The 21,851-nt window shown below is 60.4% G+C and carries 21 protein-coding genes; 15 read left to right on the top strand and 6 right to left on the bottom strand.

The features are described from left to right. Positions 1-72 precede the first annotated feature (72 nt). Positions 73-423 (top strand): hypothetical protein, encoded by a 351-nt coding sequence (locus tag ACR0C3_RS13765; RefSeq protein ID WP_480758941.1) that lies wholly within the window; start codon positions 73-75, stop codon positions 421-423. A 6-nt stretch (positions 424-429) separates the two neighbouring features. Here the strand turns inward: ACR0C3_RS13765 and ACR0C3_RS13760 are convergent, their stop codons facing one another. Beyond that, positions 430-1,365: a 2-hydroxyacid dehydrogenase gene (locus ACR0C3_RS13760; RefSeq protein ID WP_480758940.1), complete on the bottom strand. Its 936-nt coding sequence runs from the start codon at positions 1,363-1,365 to the stop codon at positions 430-432. 126 nt (positions 1,366-1,491) lie between these two features. On the opposite strand from ACR0C3_RS13760, the gene ACR0C3_RS13755 reads away from it, so the two are divergent. The 4 genes from ACR0C3_RS13755 (at position 1,492) to ACR0C3_RS13740 (ending at position 5,207) form a co-directional block, all read left to right on the top strand. Beyond that, a complete protein-coding gene (locus ACR0C3_RS13755; protein ID WP_480758938.1) occupies positions 1,492-2,727 on the top strand; it encodes an acyl-CoA dehydrogenase family protein in 1,236 nt (411 codons plus the stop codon). A gap of 8 nt (positions 2,728-2,735) precedes the next feature. Then, positions 2,736-3,539 carry a thioesterase family protein gene (locus tag ACR0C3_RS13750; RefSeq protein ID WP_480758937.1) on the top strand — a complete coding sequence of 268 codons (804 nt, stop codon included), beginning with the start codon at positions 2,736-2,738 and terminating at the stop codon, positions 3,537-3,539. Positions 3,540-3,612: 73 nt separating this feature from the next. Continuing rightward, on the top strand, positions 3,613-4,260 hold the full coding sequence (locus ACR0C3_RS13745) for a DUF1007 family protein (protein ID WP_170640439.1): 648 nt from the start codon (positions 3,613-3,615) through the stop codon (positions 4,258-4,260). Next, on the top strand, positions 4,245-5,207 hold the full coding sequence (locus tag ACR0C3_RS13740; protein WP_480758936.1) for a nickel/cobalt transporter: 963 nt from the start codon (positions 4,245-4,247) through the stop codon (positions 5,205-5,207). The genes ACR0C3_RS13745 and ACR0C3_RS13740 overlap by 16 nt, the downstream gene beginning before the upstream one ends. Positions 5,208-5,213: 6 nt before the next feature. Here the strand turns inward: ACR0C3_RS13740 and truA are convergent, their stop codons facing one another. Beyond that, positions 5,214-5,978 (bottom strand): tRNA pseudouridine(38-40) synthase TruA, encoded by a 765-nt coding sequence (truA, locus tag ACR0C3_RS13735; protein WP_480758935.1) that lies wholly within the window; start codon positions 5,976-5,978, stop codon positions 5,214-5,216. A gap of 107 nt (positions 5,979-6,085) precedes the next feature. On the opposite strand from truA, the gene ACR0C3_RS13730 reads away from it, so the two are divergent. The 7 genes from ACR0C3_RS13730 to ACR0C3_RS13700 all read left to right on the top strand — a co-directional run bounded on the left by ACR0C3_RS13730 (position 6,086) and on the right by ACR0C3_RS13700 (position 13,971). Next, positions 6,086-7,501, top strand: a complete 1,416-nt coding sequence (locus ACR0C3_RS13730; protein WP_480758934.1) for a YcjX family GTP-binding protein — start codon at positions 6,086-6,088, stop codon at positions 7,499-7,501. Beyond that, a complete protein-coding gene (locus ACR0C3_RS13725; protein ID WP_480758932.1) occupies positions 7,498-7,953 on the top strand; it encodes an N-acetyltransferase family protein in 456 nt (151 codons plus the stop codon). Before ACR0C3_RS13730 ends, ACR0C3_RS13725 begins: the two co-directional genes overlap by 4 nt. Then, positions 7,946-8,935 (top strand): YcjF family protein, encoded by a 990-nt coding sequence (locus tag ACR0C3_RS13720; protein WP_480758931.1) that lies wholly within the window; start codon positions 7,946-7,948, stop codon positions 8,933-8,935. Before ACR0C3_RS13725 ends, ACR0C3_RS13720 begins: the two co-directional genes overlap by 8 nt. 59 nt (positions 8,936-8,994) lie before the next feature. Then, complete coding sequence (locus ACR0C3_RS13715) at positions 8,995-9,705, top strand: VIT1/CCC1 transporter family protein (RefSeq protein ID WP_480758930.1); 711 nt, start codon at positions 8,995-8,997, stop codon at positions 9,703-9,705. 216 nt (positions 9,706-9,921) lie between these two features. Next, on the top strand, positions 9,922-12,834 hold the full coding sequence (ileS, locus tag ACR0C3_RS13710; protein WP_480758928.1) for an isoleucine--tRNA ligase: 2,913 nt from the start codon (positions 9,922-9,924) through the stop codon (positions 12,832-12,834). A gap of 137 nt (positions 12,835-12,971) precedes the next feature. Beyond that, a complete protein-coding gene (locus tag ACR0C3_RS13705; RefSeq protein ID WP_480758927.1) occupies positions 12,972-13,427 on the top strand; it encodes a methylated-DNA--[protein]-cysteine S-methyltransferase in 456 nt (151 codons plus the stop codon). Positions 13,428-13,503: 76 nt separating this feature from the next. Continuing rightward, positions 13,504-13,971 (top strand): hypothetical protein, encoded by a 468-nt coding sequence (locus ACR0C3_RS13700; protein ID WP_170377775.1) that lies wholly within the window; start codon positions 13,504-13,506, stop codon positions 13,969-13,971. Here ACR0C3_RS13700 and ACR0C3_RS13695 read toward each other — a convergent pair. From ACR0C3_RS13695 to fsa, 4 genes are all read right to left on the bottom strand, one after another. After that, positions 13,956-14,669, bottom strand: a complete 714-nt coding sequence (locus tag ACR0C3_RS13695) for a CDP-alcohol phosphatidyltransferase family protein (RefSeq protein WP_170377777.1) — start codon at positions 14,667-14,669, stop codon at positions 13,956-13,958. The genes ACR0C3_RS13700 and ACR0C3_RS13695 overlap by 16 nt on opposite strands. A gap of 88 nt (positions 14,670-14,757) precedes the next feature. Next, positions 14,758-15,678 carry a tyrosine recombinase XerC gene (locus ACR0C3_RS13690; RefSeq protein WP_480758926.1) on the bottom strand — a complete coding sequence of 307 codons (921 nt, stop codon included), beginning with the start codon at positions 15,676-15,678 and terminating at the stop codon, positions 14,758-14,760. Then, positions 15,675-16,382, bottom strand: coding sequence for a DUF484 family protein (locus ACR0C3_RS13685; RefSeq protein ID WP_170719443.1), 708 nt, complete (start codon positions 16,380-16,382; stop codon positions 15,675-15,677). Before ACR0C3_RS13685 ends, ACR0C3_RS13690 begins: the two co-directional genes overlap by 4 nt. A 198-nt stretch (positions 16,383-16,580) precedes the next feature. After that, a complete protein-coding gene (gene fsa, locus ACR0C3_RS13680; RefSeq protein WP_480758924.1) occupies positions 16,581-17,234 on the bottom strand; it encodes a fructose-6-phosphate aldolase in 654 nt (217 codons plus the stop codon). Between the two features lie 88 nt (positions 17,235-17,322). Here fsa and ACR0C3_RS13675 point away from each other — a divergent pair, with 88 nt between their 5' ends. From ACR0C3_RS13675 to ACR0C3_RS13665, 3 genes are all read left to right on the top strand, one after another. Further along, positions 17,323-19,518 carry a primosomal protein N' gene (locus ACR0C3_RS13675; RefSeq protein WP_480758923.1) on the top strand — a complete coding sequence of 732 codons (2,196 nt, stop codon included), beginning with the start codon at positions 17,323-17,325 and terminating at the stop codon, positions 19,516-19,518. An 80-nt stretch (positions 19,519-19,598) separates the two neighbouring features. Further along, entirely contained in the window at positions 19,599-20,831 is a 1,233-nt protein-coding gene (locus ACR0C3_RS13670; protein ID WP_170766259.1) for an MFS transporter, read from the top strand. Positions 20,832-20,897: 66 nt separating this feature from the next. Further along, positions 20,898-21,770 carry a 50S ribosomal protein L11 methyltransferase gene (locus tag ACR0C3_RS13665; protein WP_170766257.1) on the top strand — a complete coding sequence of 291 codons (873 nt, stop codon included), beginning with the start codon at positions 20,898-20,900 and terminating at the stop codon, positions 21,768-21,770. Positions 21,771-21,851: the final 81 nt, after the last annotated feature.

Genomic DNA, 21,851 nt, shown 5'->3' with positions numbered 1-21,851 from the left:
CTCGGGGCTTGGCCCGGCCCGCGCTGGGGTATATCCTTGAGGACAAATTGATTTCAGTCATGTGAGGCACAGATGAAAGCCCGGATTTCTTTGATTTTGGCAGCTGTAGTTCTGACGGTTGGGGCGGTTCAGGCCAAACCTCTGTCACGGATTATTGCGGAAATGGGCCTCAGCCCGCAGGATTTCGAAGTGTTGAGCGCAGCCTCGACCGCGTTGTTGACTAGCGGCGCTCCGACCGTTGGGCAAGAACGCGCATGGACCAACGATGCAACTGGTTCGAAAGGCACCGTGCGTATCGCTGCGGTACAGGGGAATTGTGTCTCGTTGCAGCATTCCGTTGAACCTGGCGGAGATGAGCAGAACCGGCAGATTCGAACGCGCAGGTGCAAGGACGCCAGTGGGAACTGGTTGCTGACGCCCTGATTCGCTTCAATAGCCTCTGCCTCGGTCGATCTCGTGCAGCAGCGGCCGGTCGGAGGATAGCCGTTCGAAATTCCTAGCAACGTCTGCAAGCGCGTCCCCCAGATGCCAGCCCGAAACATGCGGCGTGATTGTTACGCCGGGATGTTGCCAAAGGGGGCTGTCCTTCGGAAGAGGCTCCTGAGAGGTGACGTCCAGAACGGCATGGCCGGGCGTGCCCGCGTCCAATGCAGCGATCAATGCGGTCTCGTCGATCAGATCGCCGCGCCCTGCGTTCAGCAGATGGCTGCCGGGCTTCATCGCTGCCAATATGTCGGCACCAAACAGTCCAACGGTTTGCGGGGTCGAGGGTAGGATGGCGCAGACGTAGTCGCACTGACCAAGCAGTTCGGGCAGGGCATCCTGACCGTGTAGGCAGGTCACGCCGTCAATTTGCTTGGGTGACCGGCTCCATCCCATGACCTGAAAGCCAAGGCCGTTCAGCATGAGGGCCGTGCGCGTACCGATAGTGCCAAGACCCAGTACACCGACCTTTGTGTCTGACGTGATGCGCGGCGCTTTTGGCGACCATTCAGACTGGCGCTGGGCGGCTTCGTAGTCTCCCAAATGGCGCTGGGCGCGGAGGATATGGGCCAGAAACCACTCGGCGATTTCTTGTGCCGGGGCGTCCGGCCTCAGGCGTGCGACGCGGATATGATCGGGCAATTTTGGGTTGCCGACGATGGTTTCCACGCCAGCGCCCAGTTTTTGCACTAGTTTGAGGTTGGGCAGGCGCTCAATATGAGCATCCTGCAGCGTGCTGACCGCCACCATGGTGATTTCAGTCGGATTCCCGATCGTGTCTGGTGTGCGGACATCAGCGTCGGGCGACTGGTGCAGGACCTCTTTGGCCAAATCCGCATCGCTGATCCAGTTGGACAGGCCGGTTTCGATCAAAAGTGCCATGGGTGCCTCATGTATTGGAAATAGATGGAGGTGACGTTCCGTCACGGAACTGGACAGGGTCCGGGCAGCTAAGCCATTCTTCAGGCGAAGGTAAAGCCCGAACCGATGGGCAACGGAGGAGCGTTCATGAACATGTCATTCGGCCTGCGCGAGGAAAACCGCGCCCTTTTGCAGCGTGTCGCAGATATGATCCGCGATGAGATCATGCCGCTGGAAGAGGAGTATCAGGCCGAAATCGGCAAGGGCGACCGTTGGCAGTATACCGACCGTCAGGCGGAAATTCTTGAGGGGTTGAAAGCCAAGGCCAAGGCCGCCGGGCTTTGGAATTTTTGGCTGACCGACAGCGAAAAGGGCTTTGGTCTGACAACGGTCGAATACGCTTATTTCGCCGAAGAGATGGGTAAGACACCCCTTGGGGCCGAGGTATTCAACTGCTCGGCCCCCGACACCGGAAACATGGAGGTGTTCGAGCGTTACGGCACCGAGAAGATGAAAGAGCAATGGTTGAAGCCTTTGCTCGAAGGGCAGATTCGCTCGGCCTATTTGATGACAGAGCCAGACGTGGCCTCATCTGACGCGACAAATGTGTCGATGTCCTGTGTGCGGGACGGGGATGACTATGTTCTCAAGGGTGAGAAATGGTGGTCCTCGGGTGCGGGAGATCCGCGCTGCAAGGTTTACATCGTGATGGTCAAAACGGGTGGCGAGGATCAGCCGAAGCATCAGCGCCAGTCCATGATCGTGGTGCCAGCTGATACACCGGGGATCGAGATCCTGCGGCCCATGGAGGTCTATGGTCACGACGATGCACCCCATGGGCATATGCACATCCGGTTCACCAACGTCCGCGTCCCCGCCGAAAACATCCTGCTTGGTGAAGGGCGCGGGTTCGAAATCGCGCAAGGTCGGTTGGGACCGGGTCGCATTCACCACTGCATGCGCGCGATCGGGCAGGCCGAAAGCGCGCTTGAGCAGATGTGCAAACGGTCGCTGCAGCGTGAGGCGTTCGGCAAGAAGTTGGCGCAGCTTGGGGCCAATTACGACATCATCGCGGAATGCCGGATGGAGATTGAAATGGCCCGTCTGCTATGCCTGAAGGCAGCTTGGTACATGGATCAGGGCGACGCGCGTGCGGCGGCGCCTTGGATCAGCCAGATCAAGGTGATTGCGCCTCAGGTCGCCCTGAAAGTGATTGACGAGGCGGTGCAGATGTTCGGGGCGCAGGGGATCAGTCAGGATACCCCCCTGGCCAATGCCTGGACCCATGTCCGCACATTGCGCCTTGCCGATGGGCCGGACGCGGTACATCGCCGTCAGGTCGCGCGTGCGGAGCTTAGGAAATACACTCAGGAAAAGGTCTGACGCCCCGGATGGCTACCTATGATTTCGAAAATCTCGCCTATTTTCATCAGCGAGAAGACGGGGCTTTTGTTGGCAATGACCCGGCGCGCGGTCCCTGGTCGGAAGTGCATTGTCACGCAGGGCCGGTGAGCGGCCTAATCGTGCGCGCGGCAGAAACCGAGGTCGGGCCCGAGAAGATGCTGACTCGCTTGACCGTCGATTTGCTGCGTCCTTTGCCCCTTGCCGGGTTGCGCGTGGCGGCTGAGACCACGCGCCATACTAGAACGCTCGCGACCACACGGGTGACGGTGCATGATCTGGACGACACCCTGTGCGCAACGGCAACCACGATGCATGTTGTCCGGCGGGACTTGGGCGTTGTGCCCAATGTCAAAACGCCGCCATTGCGGTTCGAAGATGCGGTCGAAGGCCCTTTCCCGATCGGAGAGCTGCGGCATGACCTGCCCGGTTTCGCGCACTATAGCAACATTAGATACGGGGCGGGGGACAGGCATGGAGTAGGACCGAAAACCGTGTGGATGCGGACCCCGAACCTGTTGGAGGGTGAGGTGCAGTCTCCGATCCAATCGATCTGTGCCTTGGGGGATTGCGGCAATGGAATCTCATGGAATGCCCCAACGGCTGAAATGGGGTTCATGAACACCGATCTGACCATCAACATCCACCGGGAGCCCACCTCGGACTGGTTGGCCTCGCAATCAATTTCACATTGGCAGCCCTCAGGGATCGGGATGTCTCAGTCGGTGCTGCATGACAGGCAGGGGCCTATCGGAACGGCCCTGCAAACTATTGTTCTGTTCCCGCCCAAGTGATCGGTCGGCCAGTTTCTGCATCTTGACCGGAAATCGCGTTGCCGATGCGTACTTCGACGCCTATCTTGCCCTTATGCGATGGTTGTTCCCATTCCTGACCTGCTGCCTGCCGATCCCGGCCTTGGCCCACCCGCATGTCTTCATCGACACCGGGTTGGAGTTCATCGTGGATGAGGCCGGACAGCTGACTCATGTCCGCGTGACCTGGGCCTATGACGAGCTGTTCTCGCTGCTGCAACTGGAGGACATGAGGTTGGATCAGGATGGTGACGGCGCGCTGACCGATAGTGAGCAGCAGTTCTTGACCGGTTTCGATGCGCAATGGATGGAAGGCTATAACGGTGATCTGGTTGTGACCGCCAGCGGTGCCCCGGTTGCCTTGTCGGGCCCGTTGGAGCCGCATGCCACGACCGAAGATGGTCGCATCGTCACAACTCACCTACGCGCTGTCGAAGGCGGATCTGTCCCGGCCGAGGCGATTTCGGCAAAAGCCTTCGATGAAACCTATTACACAGCCTACGACGTCACCCGCCCGGTCACAGTGTCTGGCCCGGCAACTTGCCTGCTCGAACGGATTGATCCGGATATCGACGGCCAATTGGCGCAGATGCAGGCCTTTCTGCTGACCCTCGATGCAGAATACGACCTTGAGGAAAACGATATCCCGCTTGTCGGCGAAAGCTTTGCGACCGAGATTCTGATTTCATGTCCAAATACCTGATTGTTCCCGTCGCTATCGCATTTGGCCTTCTCTTATGGTTCTGGGGCAGTGGCGGTTTTGACAGCCTTGCCGCCTGGGCGGCTGGCGAACAGCGGGAATTTCAGAATCAGATCGCGCGTGCCCTTCGGGCGGCCCGCGCCGAACAACCTCAGGCGGTGGCAACTCTGCTAACCGTTTGTTTCGCCTACGGGTTCTTTCATGCCATCGGTCCGGGGCACGGCAAGGTCCTGATCGGAGGCTACGGTCTGGGCCGTCAGGTCGCGTTCTGGCGCTTGTCTGCGATCAGTGTGCTGTCGAGCCTCGGGCAGGCCGTAACGGCGGTTGTTCTGGTCTATGCCGGGGTTCTGATATTCCAGTTGTCACGTGAGACACTGGTGGGCACGACCGAGCAGGTTATGGCACCGATCAGCTATGCGGCCATCGCGGCCATTGGTTTGTGGCTGGTTTTTCGCGGGATGCGCAGTTTCGCGCGACGGTCCCGCAGCGATGCTGCGCATGGGCATTCTCACGACCATGAACATCACCACGACCACCACCATGAGGAACACGACCACCACCATCATGATCACCGTGATGAGGTCTGCTCGGATTGCGGCCATCGCCACGGTCCAAGCGTGGAAGAGGTCGCCAATGTCGGGTCATTGCGTGAGGCGCTCGTGCTGATCGCGGGTATCGCCGCGCGCCCCTGTACTGGGGCATTGTTCGTGCTGATCCTGACCTGGCAGATGGGAATCGCCATGGTCGGTATCGCCGGAGCCTTTGCGATGGCGCTGGGCACCGCGACTGTCACAACGCTGGTCGGCTGGACGTCCTTTGGACTGCGCGGCGGTTTGCTTGCCTCGGCCTCGGCCACGCGATTTGCCTCGATACTGGCCCCGACCATCGAACTGGTGGCCGGGCTAGTGATTGTCGTGATTGCCAGCGGTCTGTTGTTGCGCGCGATTTAAAGCGATCTAGAAAACCGGATCAGGGTAACCGACCCGCGCCAGATACAGCCCTTGCGGCGGGCAAACCGGCCCGCAGGCGGCGCGATCTTCGGCCTCTAGCGCGTCACGCACATCCTCGGGCGACCACGCCCCTGCGCCAACACGTTCAAGCGTTCCCACAAAGCTGCGCACCTGATTGTGCAGGAATGACCGCGCGCGCACGTGAAAATTCACCTCGGGGCCAGAGAAGCCCTGCACCTGCTCCACCCGCAACTCATCCAGAGTTTTCACCGGACTGGCCGCCTGACAGATTGAGGATCGGAAAGTGGTGAAATCATGCCGCCCGATCAACATATCCGCGCCCGCCTGCATGGCCTCGACATCCAGCGGATGGTTGATCTGCCAAACCTGCCCTTTGTCGTGGGTCGCAGGCGCGCGGCGCATGAGAATGCGGAACAGGTATTGACGCTCAACCGCCGTAAAGCGCGCGTGCCAGTCGTCATCGACCCGTGCAGCCTGTACAATCGCCACCGGCTGCGGCTTGAGGTGATAGTTCAACGCCTCGGACAGACGGAACGGATCCCATTCCTTGACCAGATCGCAATGCGCCACTTGCCCCAACGCATGCACACCCGCATCGGTGCGCCCGGCGGCAGCAATGGTATGATCACCCGGCTGGATGCGGGACAGAGCGAGCTCAATGGCCCCTTGCACCGAGGGCAACTTTTTCTGCCGCTGCCATCCGGCAAACGGCTCCCCTTGGTATTCGACTTTCAAAGCATATCTGGGCATGGGCCGCTGGTAGCGCGCGGCGCGCGAACGGGCAAGGGGGCGAAAGCGCTGGCATGTCAGGCAGCGGCTACCTATCTTGGGCGAAACGATTATTGCGGGGCGACAATTTGGTCATCTCATCCCTGGCAGACAGTCTTGTGCGCGGCGTCGAATCCATCGGCGACAGCGTGTCCGAGACGTTTTTCGAGCCGGTCATCCGTCTGGGCGTCACCGGCCTGGCGCGCTCCGGTAAGACGGTATTTATCACGTCGCTTGTGGCAAACCTGCTGGACCGGGGCCGCATGAGCGGCCTTGTCGCGCAGCAAGAGGGGCGCATCAACGCAGCCTACTTGCAACCGCAACCGGACGACACGGTCCCGCGGTTCGACTACGAATCCCACCTGTCCGACCTCACAGACCCACGGCCGCACTGGCCCGAAAGCACCCGCGCCGTGTCCGAGTTGCGCCTGTCGTTCAAGGCGCGACCGGCCGGATTGCTGGCAGGGTTTCAGGGACCGCGCACCGTTCATCTGGACATCGTGGACTATCCCGGCGAGTGGCTTCTGGACCTCGCGCTGCTAGACAAATCCTACGCCGACTGGTCGCAGGAGACGCTGTCGCGCATCGAAAACCGTCCCGAGGCGGCCGAGTTTCTGGCGCAGGCCCGTGGCACTGATCTGACAGCAACGCATGACGAGCCTACCGCGCAGGCTCTGGCCGCTGCGTTCACGACCTATCTGAACACAGCGCGGGATGCTGGTTTCTACGATTGCACGCCGGGTCGTTTTCTGTTGCCGGGCGATCTGGCAGGCTCTCCGGTTCTGACCTTTGCGCCTTTGCCTGTGTCCGAACCCTCGCGCCGTCGCACCCTGCAGCGCGAGATGGAGCGGCGCTACGAGGCCTATAAATCTCAAGTGGTGAAGCCCTTTTTCCGCGATCATTTCTCACGCATCGACCGTCAGGTTGTGCTGGTCGATGCGTTGGGCGCAATCCACAAAGGCCCGCAAGCGGTCGAGGATATGCGCCGCGCCATGGGCGATATCCTCTCGGCCTTCCGCCCGGGGCGCAACGCGTGGCTCAGCCAGTTGCTGCTGGGCAAACGGGTCGAACGCATTCTGTTTGCGGCCACCAAGGCCGACCACCTGCACCACACGCAACACCCCCGCCTGACCGCAATCATGGAGGCTCTGACCCGTGAGGCGCGGGATCGGGCGAGCTTCGCTGGTGCTGAAACGGCAGCCCTGTCGCTGGCCTCGCTGCGTGCAACGACCGAAGAGATGCGCAGCCATAACGGAACCGAGCTTCCCTGCGTTCGGGGCACCTTGCTGGAAAGTGGTAAACAAGCCGCGTTCTACCCCGGAGAGCTGCCGGATGATCCATCCCACCTGCTCGGACCCGCCCGGAACGGGGCCGAGGCTTGGCTTGGCGACGACTATGGTTTCATGTCCTTCGCTCCGGCCCAGTTGACGCTGCGCCCTGGCGACGGCCCGCCGCATATCCGGTTGGACCGGGCCGCGCAGTTTTTGATCGGAGACCGGCTGTGACCGTTACCCTCCGCCCCGCCCGCAGCACAGATGCCGGTGCGACCGGGGAAATCCTGCACGGGTTTTCGCGCGAAAACGACTGGATGCCTGAACTCCACAGCTGTGCCGAAACCATCGCCTTTTGCGGCCGTATGATTGATCAAAGCTGGGTTACCGTTGCCGAGGTCTCTGACAGAGTGGTTGGATTTTTGGCCCTGAACGGAACGGATGTGCATTCACTGTACTTGACGTCCGCTGCGCGCGGGCAGGGGATCGGCAAGCGGTTGCTCGATCATGCGAAGGCGCAGCACTCGCGGCTGACGCTGTTTGCCTTTCAGGCCAACACCGGCGCGTGCAGGTTCTATGAACGCAACGGCTTTGCCGAGGTCGCCCGAAGCGACGGGGCGGACAACGATGAAAACCTGCCAGACATCAAATTCGTCTGGCGTAGTGAAGGGGCAGAGAATGGCTAAAGGCCCGGTCCTGATCGACCTCGAAACAGACGAACCCGCCGCCGACGTGGCCAAGGCCCCTCCGGTGCCCGATCTGACGGTACCTCAAGGGCAGGCCATGCAAAGCGCGGCGCGATTTGCTGCCCGCAAACCCTCGGTCTTGGCGCGTTGGTTTTGGGGGTTGGCGCTGGCGGTAGTCGGGGCTGCGATTTCGGTCGCCGCATGGGATTTCGCGACCTCGCTGATCGCACGCGCGCCCATTCTGGGCTGGGTTGTCACCGGTTTGATCGCAGCTTTGGTCCTTGTTGCGCTGATCATCGCCGTCCAGGAACTGGCTGCAATTGGCCGCCTGTCCCGCGTTGACGGATTGCGCCGCGCAGCGGATGAGGCCTTGGCGGATGCTGATCTGACCAAGGCGCGCGAGGTCACGACCCGCCTGATTGCCTTCTACAAAGGCCGGGATGAGACCAAATGGGGCCGTGATCGGCTGTCCGAACGTATGTCAGAACAATTCGACGCCTCTGGCCTGTTGGCTTTGGCCGAGGATGAACTGCTGGCCCCGTTGGACGCCGCCGCAAGCCGTGAGGTTGAGGCTGCTGCCCGTCGGGTGGCCACGGTCACGGCCTTGGTGCCCCTGGCCCTTGCGGATGTGGTCACGGCCCTTGCGGCCTCGTTGCGAATGATCCGGCGGGTGGCCGAGATTTATGGTGGGCGGGCCGGGTTTCTGGGAAGCTGGCGCCTGACGCGCGCCGTTTTCGTGCATCTCGTGGCGACCGGTGCGGTGGCCGTCGGCGACGATCTGCTGGAGCCTGTTCTGGGTGGATCGGTCCTCAGTAAACTGTCGCGACGCTTTGGCGAAGGGTTGGTGAACGGTGCCCTTAGCGCCCGCGTCGGGGTGGCCGCGATGGAAGTGTGTCGACCCTTGCCCTTCTCAGATCGTCACAAACCGTCGGTCCGCACAATGATCAAAAGGGCGTTGCAGGGGCTGTTCAGTAAGACTTGATCTGACGCAAAGCGGTATGGCACGCCATTCGTCACAGTGAATGTGACAGAAAGCGAGCCATGACAGATCACGGTCACAGCCAGCAGGAAATCGAACAGAGAATTAGCGACCCGCCCGGGCGGGGCGTTTTGCGTGATATCGTGTACGGAGGCATCGACGGCTCAGTCACCACATTCGCGATCGTTGCTGGTGTTGCAGGTGCCGGGTTGTCCTCGTTCGTAATTGTCGCTCTGGGCTTGGCAAATGTACTGGCTGACGGGTTTTCGATGGCCGTTGGTAACTATTCGGGCACCAAGGCCGAATTGGACAATATCCAACGAATTCGAGCCATCGAAAAGCGTCACATCGCGCTTTTCCCAGATGGCGAACGCGATGAGGTGCGCGAGATCCTTGCGCAGAAAGGTTTGTCTGGGCAGGTGTTGGAGGATGCGACAGAGGCTATCACCGCGGACCGCGAAAACTGGATCAACCTGATGATTGAGGGCGAATATGGGCTTGGCAGCGTCGATCCGCATCCCGTGAAGGCTGCGATGGCCACGTTTCTGGCCTTTCTGGTGGCTGGGATGGTTCCCTTGCTACCGTTTTTGCTGGCTCTGGACAACGCTTTTACTCTCTCTGTCTGCATGACCATGGGGGTGTTTTTCGCCATCGGAGCCCTGAAAAGCCGGTGGTCGCTGACTCCGTGGTGGCGCTCGGGGCTTGAGACGTTTGCCATCGGCGGTGCGGCGGCCATGATTGCCTATTTCGTGGGGTCGTTGTTTCACCCTTAGCCCGATGATGAAGCGCCATTCGTCGCATCGGGCGGAGCCTCTGGACCATCGGGGATGGGCGGCTTATAAGCGCCTCCATGTATGACCGGATGGCCATCATTATTCGAATTATATCCCCGGCGCTCTGACCCTCTGAGACGCCGGGCAAAGGTGTTTGAGACTTCGCACCGACCGCTTCGATCCTAGTACGACCAGATCATCCAAAGGACGCCCCCAATGTGCGCCGACACGATCCAGACACCCGACTACAAAGACACGCTGAACCTACCCAAGACCGAATTCCCCATGCGCGCTGGATTGCCCAAGCGCGAACCCGCATGGCTGGAGCGTTGGGAAAAGATCGGCGTCTACGACCGCCTGCGCGAGAAAGAAGGCCGTAAGCCTTTCACCCTGCATGACGGCCCACCCTACGCGAACGGTCACCTGCATATCGGCCACGCGCTGAACAAGACGATCAAGGACATGATCGTGCGGTCGCATCAGATGATGGGTTTCGACGCGCGCTATGTGCCCGGTTGGGACTGTCACGGTCTGCCCATCGAATGGAAGATCGAGGAACAGTACCGCAAGAAGGGCAAGAACAAGGACGAGGTGAACATCGTCGACTTCCGTCAGGAGTGCCGCAAGTTCGCAGAAGGCTGGATCGACATCCAGCGCGAAGAGTTCAAGCGCCTGGGCATCACTGGCAACTGGCCCGATCCCTACATCACGATGGACTACCATGCCGAGGCGGTGATCGCCGACGAGTTTATGAAGTTCCTGATGAACGGCACGCTCTATCAGGGTTCGAAGCCGGTTATGTGGTCGCCCATCGAAAAGACCGCTCTGGCCGAGGCCGAGGTTGAGTATCACGACAAGGAAAGCTTCACCATCTGGGTGAAGTTCAAGGTCGTGAATGCCGGTGATTTGAATGACGCATTTGTTGTGATCTGGACCACGACCCCTTGGACCATGCCGTCGAACAAGGCGGTCGTGTATGGCAAGGACATCTCTTACGGCCTCTACGAAGTCATCGGCGCGCCCGAGGAATGCTGGGCCGCCGTTGGTGACAAGTTCCTGCTGGCTGACAATCTGGCCGCGGATGTGCTGGGCCGCGCGCGTCTGAACGACGACCAGTGGACCCGCGTCCGTGAAGTGACCAGCGATGAGCTGGCAGGCGTGCAACTGACCCACCCGCTGGCCGGGGCCGAGGGCGGCAACGGCGAATGGGACGACATCCGCGACTTCCGCGCAGCTGAGTTCGTGACCGATACCGAAGGCACCGGCTTTGTCCACTGTGCGCCGTCGCACGGGATGGAGGAATTCGAACTCTATCGCGATCTGGGCATGCTTGAGCAGGTCATTACTTACAATGTGATGGACGACGGCTCGTTCCGCGCTGATCTGCCGTTCTTTGGCGGCAAATACATCCTGTCCCGCAAGGGTGGTGAAGGTGACGCGAACAAAGCGGTCATCGACAAGCTGGTCGAGGTTGGCGGGTTGCTGGCGCGTGGTAAGATCAAGCACAGCTATCCGCATTCGTGGCGCTCGAAGGCTCCGATCATCTATCGCAACACGCCGCAGTGGTTTGCATCCGTAGACCGCAAGCTGGACGACGGCATGGGCGAGATGGGCGACACCATCCGCGAACGCGCCCTGCGGTCCATCGACGAGCTGGTGAAATGGACGCCGCAGACAGGCCGTAACCGTCTGTATTCGATGATCGAGGCGCGCCCGGACTGGGTTCTGTCGCGTCAGCGCGCCTGGGGTGTGCCGCTGACCTGCTTCACCAAGAAAGGTGCTTTGCCAACCGACGCGGATTACCTGCTGCGCAATGCCGATCTGAACGCGCGCATCAAGGCGGCGTTCGAGAAAGACGGCGCGGATATCTGGTACACTGACGGGTTCAAAGAGAAGATCCTTGACGGCATCGCCAATCCGGATGACTACGATCAGGTCTTCGACGTGTTGGACGTGTGGTTCGACTCTGGGTCCACCCATGCCTTCGTTCTGCGCGACCGTGAGGACGGCACCGAAGATGGCATCGCCGATGTCTACATGGAAGGCACCGACCAGCATCGCGGTTGGTTCCATTCGTCGATGCTGCAGGCCTGCGGGACCAAAGGCCGTGCGCCCTACCGCAACGTGGTGACCCATGGCTTCACGCTGGATGCCAAGGGCAACAAGATGTCCAAATCGCTGGGCAACACCATCGTGCCGGAAGAGGTCGTCAAGCAATACGGCGCCGATATCCTGCGCCTCTGGGTGGCTCAAACCGACTATACCGCCGACCAGCGGATCGGGCCGGAAATCCTGAAGGGCACCGCCGACAGCTATCGCCGTCTGCGCAACACAATGCGGTTCATGCTGGGATCATTGGCCGACTTCACCGAGGCCGACCGTGTCGCGCCCGAGGATATGCCGCGTCTGGAACGCTGGGTCCTCAGCCGTCTGGCCGATCTGGATGAGCAGGTAAGAAAAGGCTACGCAGAGTTCGATTTCCAAGGCGTTTTCAGCGCGGTCTTCACCTTTGCCACGGTTGATTTGTCGTCCTTCTACTTCGACGTCCGCAAGGACGCGCTGTATTGCGATGGCGACAGCCTGCGTCGCCGCGCTGCGCGCACCGTGCTGGATATCCTGTTCCACCGCCTGACCACATGGCTGGCACCTGTTCTGGTCTTCACCATGGAAGAGGTTTGGTTGGAGCGGTTCCCCGGCGACGACAGCTCGGTCCACCTGGTGGATTTCCCGGAAACACCCGCAGATTGGCGTGGTGCCGAGTTGGAAGAGGCTGTCGCCAAGGTCCGCCGTGTACGCCGCGCCGTGACCGCCGCATTAGAGGTTCAGCGTCAGGACAAGGTGATCGGCTCAAGCCTCGAGGCTGCTCCGATCGTGCATGTCGAAGATCAGGACACTGTTGCGCTGTTGGCGACGTTTGATGTGGACGATCTGTGCATCACTTCGGGCCTGACTGTTTCCAAGGACCCGGCCCCGGCCGAAGCCTTCCGCGTGCCCGAGATTGAGGGCGTTGGTGTGGTATTCGAAAAGGCCGAAGGCGACAAATGCCAGCGCTGCTGGAAGATTCTGCCCGACGTGGGACGGCATAGTCATGCGGGCGTCTGTGGGCGCTGTGATGAAGCACTGAACTGAAGTGCCTCTTGAGTGCGGTGGGCTGAGTCTTTTGCGAGGCTCTGCCTCGCGCTCCGAGGTATTTTTAAACAGAAGAAAAGGCGAGCGCGGCGCGTTATGGGTTGCGCTTTGCCTGCAAAGACTGGCAGCCTTGGCTCATGCCAACGATTGCAGTACGGACCCGGTTTGGGTGTCTTGGGGTTGAGGAACAGGACGGGGCGATTACGCGTCTTGTCTGGGGCGGCGTGAGCGACGGGCCCGAGACTCCTTTGTTGCGTGAAGCGGCGGCACAGTTGAAGGCCTATGATGACGGGCGGCTTGAGCGGTTCGATCTGCCTTATCATATTTCAGGGTCCGAGTTTCAGCGGCAGGTTTGTGATTTGATGTACGCGATCCCGCTCGGCGAGACCCGCACTTATGGGGATATCGCCAGGGAACTGGGGCAGCCGCCTCAGCCGGTGGGGCAGGCCTGTGGGGCGAACCCGATCCCTGTCATCATTCCGTGCCATCGTGTTCTTGCCGCCAATGGGTTGGGCGGGTTCTCAGGCGACGGCGGGGTTGAGACCAAAGTGGCCCTGTTGCTGCACGAAAAGGCGGCGGGTCTGTTGATCTGATCGGTGAAAACCTGTTGCATTCCAACGTCTCGGGCCTCACCTTGTTTCAAAAGGAGAGTTCGAAGGATCCCATTGAATGACCGACCAAGCAGAACGCGCCGCAGAAAAGAAAGCCATCATAGACCGTCTAATGTCGCTGGAGGCGCAGGAACTGGCTACAGCCCAGGCCCACTACGACGCCTTTCTGAAAGATGCCCAACTGGATGATCGAGAGGGGCATGACAAGGATGATATCGCAGCCTCGCGCGAGAATGCGGACCTTGCAGCGGCGTTCGATGCGCCAGTACATGCGCATCATGCCAAGATCGACGTGATCGAGAACACCAATTTCGGTATCACCGACACGGTTCAGCCCGGTGCGGTCATCAAGTTCAACAATCGCCGTTTTGTTGTTTGCGTCTCGACCACTCGGTTCGATGTGGACGGCAAGACCTATATGGGTATCTCAACCCAGAGCCCGATTTATCTGGCCATGATTGGCCTGCAGGCGGGCGACGTCTTCACCCATAACGGGACCGAGTTTGAGGTTCAGGACGTTTTGTAGTCCGCGCTTTTGCGTTGCGGAATGATCTGCTGCGCAATGCCTGCGAAGACCAGATACAGGCTGGTCACAACAAGCCCCCAATGCGCCCAGCTTTCAGGGTGGAAATCGACCCAGGCTGCCCAACCGGCAAAGAAGGTCCAGGCCAGAGCCATGGGCAGGGTCACGCTCCGCCAGCGTTCGGTGCGGACGGGGTGGACGAATTTCAGGGGCAGAAACATTGCGACGGCCAAAAGGGTTACCAGAACGAGGCTGACCCAGAAGTTTGGCTCGAGCGCGAAGATTACGATGACGAACATGTTCCAGCATCCGGGGAAGCCGGAGAATGAGTTGTCCTTGGTCTTCATCCGCGTGTCCGCAAAGTACATGGCGCTGGCGAATGTTATGACGATGATCGCAAACCAGCCGGTCCAGCCATCCATCAGGCCGGATTTGAACAGCGCGTAGGCCGGTATGAACACATAGGTCAGGTAGTCGATGATGAGATCCAATAGGACACCATCAAACTCGGGCGCGTTTTTCTTGACGTGATAGTGGCGGGCCAAGGGGCCGTCGATGCCGTCGACGATGAAGGACACCACAAGCCACAGGTACATCAGGCTCCATTTTTCATCCACCGCCGCCAGCATGGCGAGCATGGCGAAAACGGCTCCGGTTGCGGTGAAAAGATGAACGGCAAGCGCTTTGAATCTAAGTGTCATGCCCGTGTCATGAAGGATGTGGGGGGCAGATGCAAAGCAAAAAGACAGTTTGGTTGCAAGGACATTGAGGATGCCGTGCTTTTGAACCTCAGGCCTTTGGGTGGGCGCGGTTGTACACCTCCATCAGGCGGGCAGTATCGACGGCCGTGTAGGTCTGGGTGGTGGATAGAGAGGCGTGGCCCAGAAGCTCTTGAATCGCGCGCAGGTCCCCACCGGCTGAGAGCAGATGCGTAGCAAAACTGTGCCGCATGGCATGTGGCGTCGCGGTCGCGGGCAGGCCGAGCTGCATGCGGGCCTTCGACATGACCTCTTGGATCGCGCGGGGATTGAGCGCTCCACCCCGGACACCGCGAAATAGGGCAAGGTTGTCTGATTTCGGGTGCGGGCAGAGTTGGAGATAGTGGTCCACCGCTTCGCGGGCGGCAGGAAGGACAGGGACGATCCTCTCTTTGTCGCCTTTGCCTGTAATGCGCAGGGTTGCCGGCAGGGGGGCATCTGCACCGGTCAGAGACAGCGCCTCGGAGATGCGCAATCCGCAGCCGTAGAGCAGCGTGACAACAGCCACGTCACGGGCCGAGACCCAGTCATTGCTGGATTGCAACTCAACCGTTTCAATCATGGCGCGAGCTGCGTCCTCGGCCAGAGGGCGGGGGAGCTTTTTGGTGAATTTCGGCGCGCGGGTTGAAAGGACGGCAGTTGGCTCGAAGCCTTCACGCTCGGCCAGCCAGCGGTAGAAGCTTTTGACGGCTGACAGTTTTCGGGCCAGCGAACGCGCGCCCACGCCGCTTTGGCGCTGATCGGCCATCCAGGCGCGCATGTCCGAGACGGTGATGCGTTCGAGCGCGGCGATGCCTTGGCGGTCTCCATGGTGGAGGGTCATGAACGAGAGGAAATCGATGACATCCCCGCGATAGGCGGTTTGGGTGTTTTGGGACCGCCCCGCCAGCGCGCCGAGGCTCTCCAACCAGTTTTGGAGGGCGTCTCGGCAAGCTGGCGAAATCAGGCTCACGACAGCCAGTGGCGCATCGAGCGTTCGAACACGCCAGCAAAGAACGACAGTAGATCGGTTCCAAGTTGCGGCGTGAAATGCCTCGGATCCGAGGCCCCCATGATAATCAGACCGGGCAGGCGACCGGGGCCGAGATCTAGCTTCAGGCAGGCTTCTGACCTGAGTTGAGCGGCAAGAGTACCGAATACCCGTTGGTTGGGCCTATCGATTTCGCGCAAGATGACATCGCGAGCAGGACCGCCGCGGTCATAGGTGAGGTATTGGTCGACAAAGCCCGGTTCGACAACGGTCAGCGTGCCACCCAGCTTGTCGATCGCGGGGTCGTCCATAAGGGCGGTGGTTTCCAGCACCAGAGTGATGCGCTGGACCCGCAGGATTTCGGCGATATCCTGGCCAAGCACGCGCAGGAAGTCTTCGAAATCGACCGGTTCCAGAAGACGCAGAATGGCGCGGTGGACCTGATTGGTCCCGGCAAGGTTTTCATAGGCTGCGGCGATGACGGACCGGTGCGTGTCTTCCAAGCGGTCCAGTCTGGCTTCGAGCCGTTGCATGGCGATGCCGCGCAGGTCGATGACGTTGTCGCCTCGGGCCTGTTCATTGGCGTCCACCAGTGCCTGCATCAGATCTTTGTCATCCAGCAAAGCATCAGGCTTGGCCAGAATCGCGGCTCGGAGGTTGTCCTCGAGTTTTGGGTTGCTGCTCATGTCCCGTCCGGTCGTTTTTTGTTTTGGCGGCTTATAGCACGGCCAACCGGAATTACCTTGGGAAAAATGCACGTCTGGGTGGATTTCGTTTTGCGCTGTGTCCGGAGCGCTCCCGCTTGTGTGGCGCTGATCTGAGATCAGCGCCACACGGTTGGGCCGGGCGCGGTGCCTGTTCGCACCGCGCGGTCGTGCAAAGGATCAGAGGATTTTCTGACCGGTTTTGGCCCAGTCTGACAAGAAGGTTTCCAGGCCTTTGTCCGTCAGCGGGTGGTCGGCCAGTTTCTTGATGACGGCGGGCGGTGCGGTGATCACGTCGGCACCGATGCGCGCGCTGTCGGTCACGTGGTTCACGGTACGGATCGAGGCGGCGAGGATTTCGGTCTCAAACCCGTAGTTGTCATAGACCTGACGGATATCGGCGATCAGATCCATGCCGTCGAGGTTGATGTCATCAAGACGACCAATGAAAGGTGAAATGAAGGTCGCGCCTGCTTTTGCAGCAAGCAGCGCCTGGTTGGTCGAGAAGCACAGGGTAACGTTGACCATCTGGCCTTCGTCGCTGAGGGTTTTGCAGGTTTTAAGACCGGCCCAAGTCAGCGGTACTTTGACCGCGATGTTTGGCGCGATCTTGGCAAGCTTGCGGCCTTCCGCGATCATGTCGTCGGCCTCGGTGGCGACAACTTCGGCGGACACGGGGCCGTCGACCAGATCACAGATCTCTTTGGTGACTTCCAGAATGTCGCGGCCTGATTTCAGGATCAGCGAAGGGTTGGTGGTGACGCCGTCCACCATGCCCAGTTCGTTCAGTTCGGCAATGGCGTCGATCTCGGCAGTGTCTACGAAGAATTTCATGCGGGCAGTCCTTTGATGGGTTGGCCTTGGTCGCGGATGGCTTTACCTCAAAGAGACCCCTGCTGGAACCCCCTGCATAGGATATGCTGTGAGCGCTAACGGATTTTTCGACGAAGGAGAGCTGGTTGCGGTGTTGACCACGCAGCCTCTGGACCGGACGTTGGACTACAAAGCGCCCGAGGGCGGGTGCTTTCTGGGTGCGTTTGTCGAGGTTCCATTGGGGCCGCGCAAGGTGCTGGGCGTGGTCTGGGGGCCGGGGCAGGGCGGGTTCGATCTGGCCAAGGCGCGGTCCGTAATCCGGGTGTTAGAGGTAGCGCCCATGCGCGACGAGATGCGGGTGTTTCTGGGAAAGGTAGCGGACTACACGCTGACTCCGATGCCTGCGATGCTGCGGCTTGCGACTCGCGCGCCGGGCTTGGGGGATCCGCCCTCGATGCGCAAGGTCTACCGGTTGGGTACGTCTGAACCGGACCGGATGACCGATGCACGCACCCGGGTGCTTGAGGTGTTGAAAGAATATGGCGGGCTGGCCTTCACCTTGAAGGAACTAGCCGAGCAGGCCGGGGTAACCACCTCTGTCGTCAAAGGCTTGGTTAAACTGGGCGCTGTTCGGGAAGAGGACAGCCCGCGCGATTTGCCATATCCCTTTCTCGATCCCGAGTTGCCCGGCAAAGACCTGACCGAGGATCAGGCGGCGGCCGTGGTGCGGCTGCAGGCGGGCCAGCGGACGGGCAACTACGGTACAACGCTGTTGAAGGGTGTGACAGGTTCGGGCAAGACTGAGGTCTATCTTGATGCCGTCGCCGAAGCACTGCGCATGGGGCGGCAGGCTCTGGTTCTTCTGCCCGAAATTGCACTGACCGCAGAATTCCTGACCCGCGTCGAGGCCCGGTTTGGTGCCCGTCCGGCCGAGTGGCACTCAGGGGCCACGATGACCGAACGCCGCCGGGTCTGGCGGATGGTCGGGCAGGGTGATGCGCAACTGGTGGTGGGCGCGCGCTCGGCCCTGTTCCTGCCATTCCGTGATTTGGGCTTGGTTGTGGTCGATGAGGAACACGATACCTCGTACAAACAGGAAGACGGTGTACACTACAGCGCGCGGGACATGGCGGTTTTGCGCTCGGCCATTTGTGGCGGGCGAGTGATTCTGACCAGCGCGACGCCCTCGTTGGAAAGCTGGGCCAATGCCGAGGCGGGCAAATATGAGCGGCTGGACCTGACCTCACGTTTCGGGGCGGCGGTGCTGCCCGAGATGAAGCCGATCGACATGCGGGCCGAGCAAATGCAGACCGGGACATGGATTTCTCCGTCCTTGCGGCAGGCAGTGCGGCAACGGATCGAAAAGGGTGAACAGTCACTGCTGTTCATCAACCGCCGGGGCTACGCACCGGTGACACTGTGCCGGGCTTGTGGGGAACAGATCGCCTGCGATCACTGCGACGCGCGGATGGTAGAGCACCGATTCCTCAAGCGCCTGATGTGCCATCAATGCGGCGAGACCAAGCCAATGCCAGATACGTGCCCCTCTTGCGGGGTCGAAGGGAAACTGGCCCCGGTCGGACCGGGGATCGAACGGCTGGCGGAAGAGGCCGAGGCGACTTTCCCCAAGGCCAAGATCGCGATGCTCAGCTCCGACCTGTTCGGCTCGGCCCGCGCGCTGAAAGCCAAGATCGAGGAAATTGCCGAGGGCGATGCAGATATCGTCATCGGCACGCAGCTGGTGGCCAAGGGGCACAACTTTCCCAAGCTGACGCTGGTGGGGGTCATTGATGCCGATCTCAGCCTGCATGGCGCGGATTTGCGCGCGGCTGAGCGGACGTTCCAACTGATGCGACAGGTGGCGGGGCGTGCGGGGCGCGCGGATAAGCCAGGGCAGGCGTTGTTGCAGACATTTCAGCCCGAGCATCCGGTCATCCGGGCCATTCTGTCGGGTGATGAGGAAGGCTTCTGGAAGGCCGAGGCTGCCAGTCGCCAAGCCGCTGGTGTGCCGCCCTATGGGCGCATGGCCGGGATCGTGCTCTCTGGTCCCGAGGTCGCTCCGGTCTTTGATATCGGCAACGCGATGGCGCGCAATGATGCGCCGTTGCGTGAGATTGGAGGTCAGGTCTTTGGTCCGGCCCCGGCACCGATTGCCCGCATCCGAGGCAGGCATCGCGTGCGCCTTTTGGTCAAGGCCCCCAAGGGCGCCCCCATTCAGGACGCCATCGCCCGCTGGATCGCGCCGCTACGCCTGAAAGGGGATATCCGCCTGACGGTCGATATCGACCCGCAGAACTTCTACTGACCTCTGCACAGGCGCAGAGCGGATGTGCGGCGGGATCTCTCCTCTCGCCAAAGCGCAAAAATCGGCGTAGAGGGAGTCGCATGTTGAAACCCATTCCACTTTCCGAGGCGCAAAGCCTGCCGTTCTGGCGTCGCCCGATCACGCTGCTGTTCATGATGGCGCTGACTATGCCCATCGCGTTCAATGGGTGGAGCGCGCTGTTGAACAACTTCGTCATCGAAGTGGCGAATTTCGATGGCGCGGATATCGGCTTGCTGCACACGGTGCGGGAAATACCGGGTTTTCTGGCCGTCGGCGTGATCGCTGTGATCATCTTTGTGCGCGAACAGGTGCTGGCCATGATCTCGCTGATGATGCTGGGTGTGGCGACGGCGGTGACTGCGTGGTTCCCAAGCCTTGGCGGGCTGTTGTTCGTAACACTCTTCAGCTCGATCGGCTTTCACTACTACGAGACTGTCAACCAGTCGCTGCAGTTGCAATGGCTGCCAAAGGACCGAGCACCGCAGATTCTGGGATGGCTTGTGGCAATGGGCTCGGCGGCGACGGCAGTGGTCTATGGGCTGATCGTCCTGACATGGGATCGGTTCGACCTGTCCTACAACTTCGTCTTCATGATGGCAGGCGGTGCGACGGCGCTTTTGGCTCTGTTTTGCCTGCTGGCCTATCCGCAATTCGACGCGCCGACGCCGCAGACCAAAAAGCTGATCCTGCGCAAACGCTACTGGCTGTATTACGCGCTCCAATTCATGGCGGGCGCGCGCCGTCAGATCTTTGTGGTGTTTGCGGGATTCATGATGGTCGAGAAATTCGGGTTCGAGGTGCACGAACTCACCAGCCTGTATCTGATCAACCTCGTGATCAATATGGCCGCGGCTCCGATGCTGGGCAAAGCGGTGTCCAAATTTGGTGAACGTCGGACGCTGATCTTCGAATATGCCGGGCTGGCCATCGTTTTCGCAGCCTATGGTGGCATCTACTGGTTTGGGTGGGGCGTGGTTTTAGCCGCGACACTCTATGTGATCGACCATGTACTGTTCGCGCTGGCTTTGGCTCTGAAGACCTATTTCCAGAAAATCGCCGATCCCGCCGATATCGCACCAACGGCCGCTGTGGCGTTCACCATCAACCATATCGCGGCCGTGTTCCTGCCCGCGCTGCTTGGGTTGCTTTGGGTGGCCTCACCCGGCGCAGTGTTTGCGCTGGCGGCGGCGATGGCGATGATCTCGCTTGCTCTGTCTCTGTTGATCCCGCGCCATCCTGAGCCGGGCAATGAGACGATCCTGACCAAATACGCGCCGGCACCCGCCGAATAGGCGCAAGAGCTTGACCTTGGCGGGCCCACGCCCTAGGCGCTGTCCTGACCCAGACAGGAGGCCTCCATGCCCACATTCACCGCTCTTACCACGCTGACCGGCAAGAAACCCGCCGAAGGCCTTGGCGAAGCGATGGAGCGTCTGGATCCCGAACCCACTGGCGTTGGAGTATTTGAGGTCGAAGATGGCTCGGGCCTGTGGGAGGTTGGCGGGTACTTCACCGAAGCCCCCGATGAGACGGCGCTGGCCGTACTGGCCGCGGCCTTTGAGGCCAAGCCCTTTGTGGTGTCCGAGCTGCCCGAAACCGATTGGGTCGCCCATGTGCGCCGTGAACTGGCCCCTGTCGAGGCGGGCCGTTTCTTTGTCTATGGCAGCCACGACGCCGACAAACTGCCCGAAGGCCGTATCCCTCTGTTGATCGAGGCCGCGATGGCCTTTGGTACCGGCCACCACGGAACCACTCTGGGCTGTCTAACGGCGCTGGATCAGTTGCTGGACGAAGGGTTCTCGGCCAGCAAGGTTGCCGATATCGGGTGTGGGACTGCCGTGCTGGCCATGGCGGCTGCGCGTGTCTGGGAAGGCGACATCATCGCCAGTGATATTGATCAAGTTGCCGTAGATGTGGCCGAAGCGAACCTGAAGGCCAATGGCATGTACGGCCAGGTTCACTGTGTCGAGGCCGCTGGCTTCGATCACCCGGACCTGAACGCGCACGCGCCCTATGATTTGATTTTCGCCAACATCCTGAAGGGTCCGCTGGTCGCTCTGTCGCCGGAAATCTCGGCGAATCTGCGGGCGGAGGGCTATGCAATCCTGTCGGGAATCCTGAACGAACAGGCCGATGATGTGGTGAATGTTTATTCCCAGAATGGCTTCAATCTGCATCATCGAGGTGAGATTGGTGAATGGACGACGCTAATCTTAAGTAAACAGGGCTAAATCAGGGCCATTTACAGGAGTTTTCTAGAGTCGCGCCACGTTTTTGTCGCAATCTATGCTTACCCTTTTTTAATCATTTTG

Source organism: Ruegeria sp. CK3, from assembly GCF_056536565.1.
This window is presented reverse-complemented; position numbering and strand designations above follow the sequence as displayed.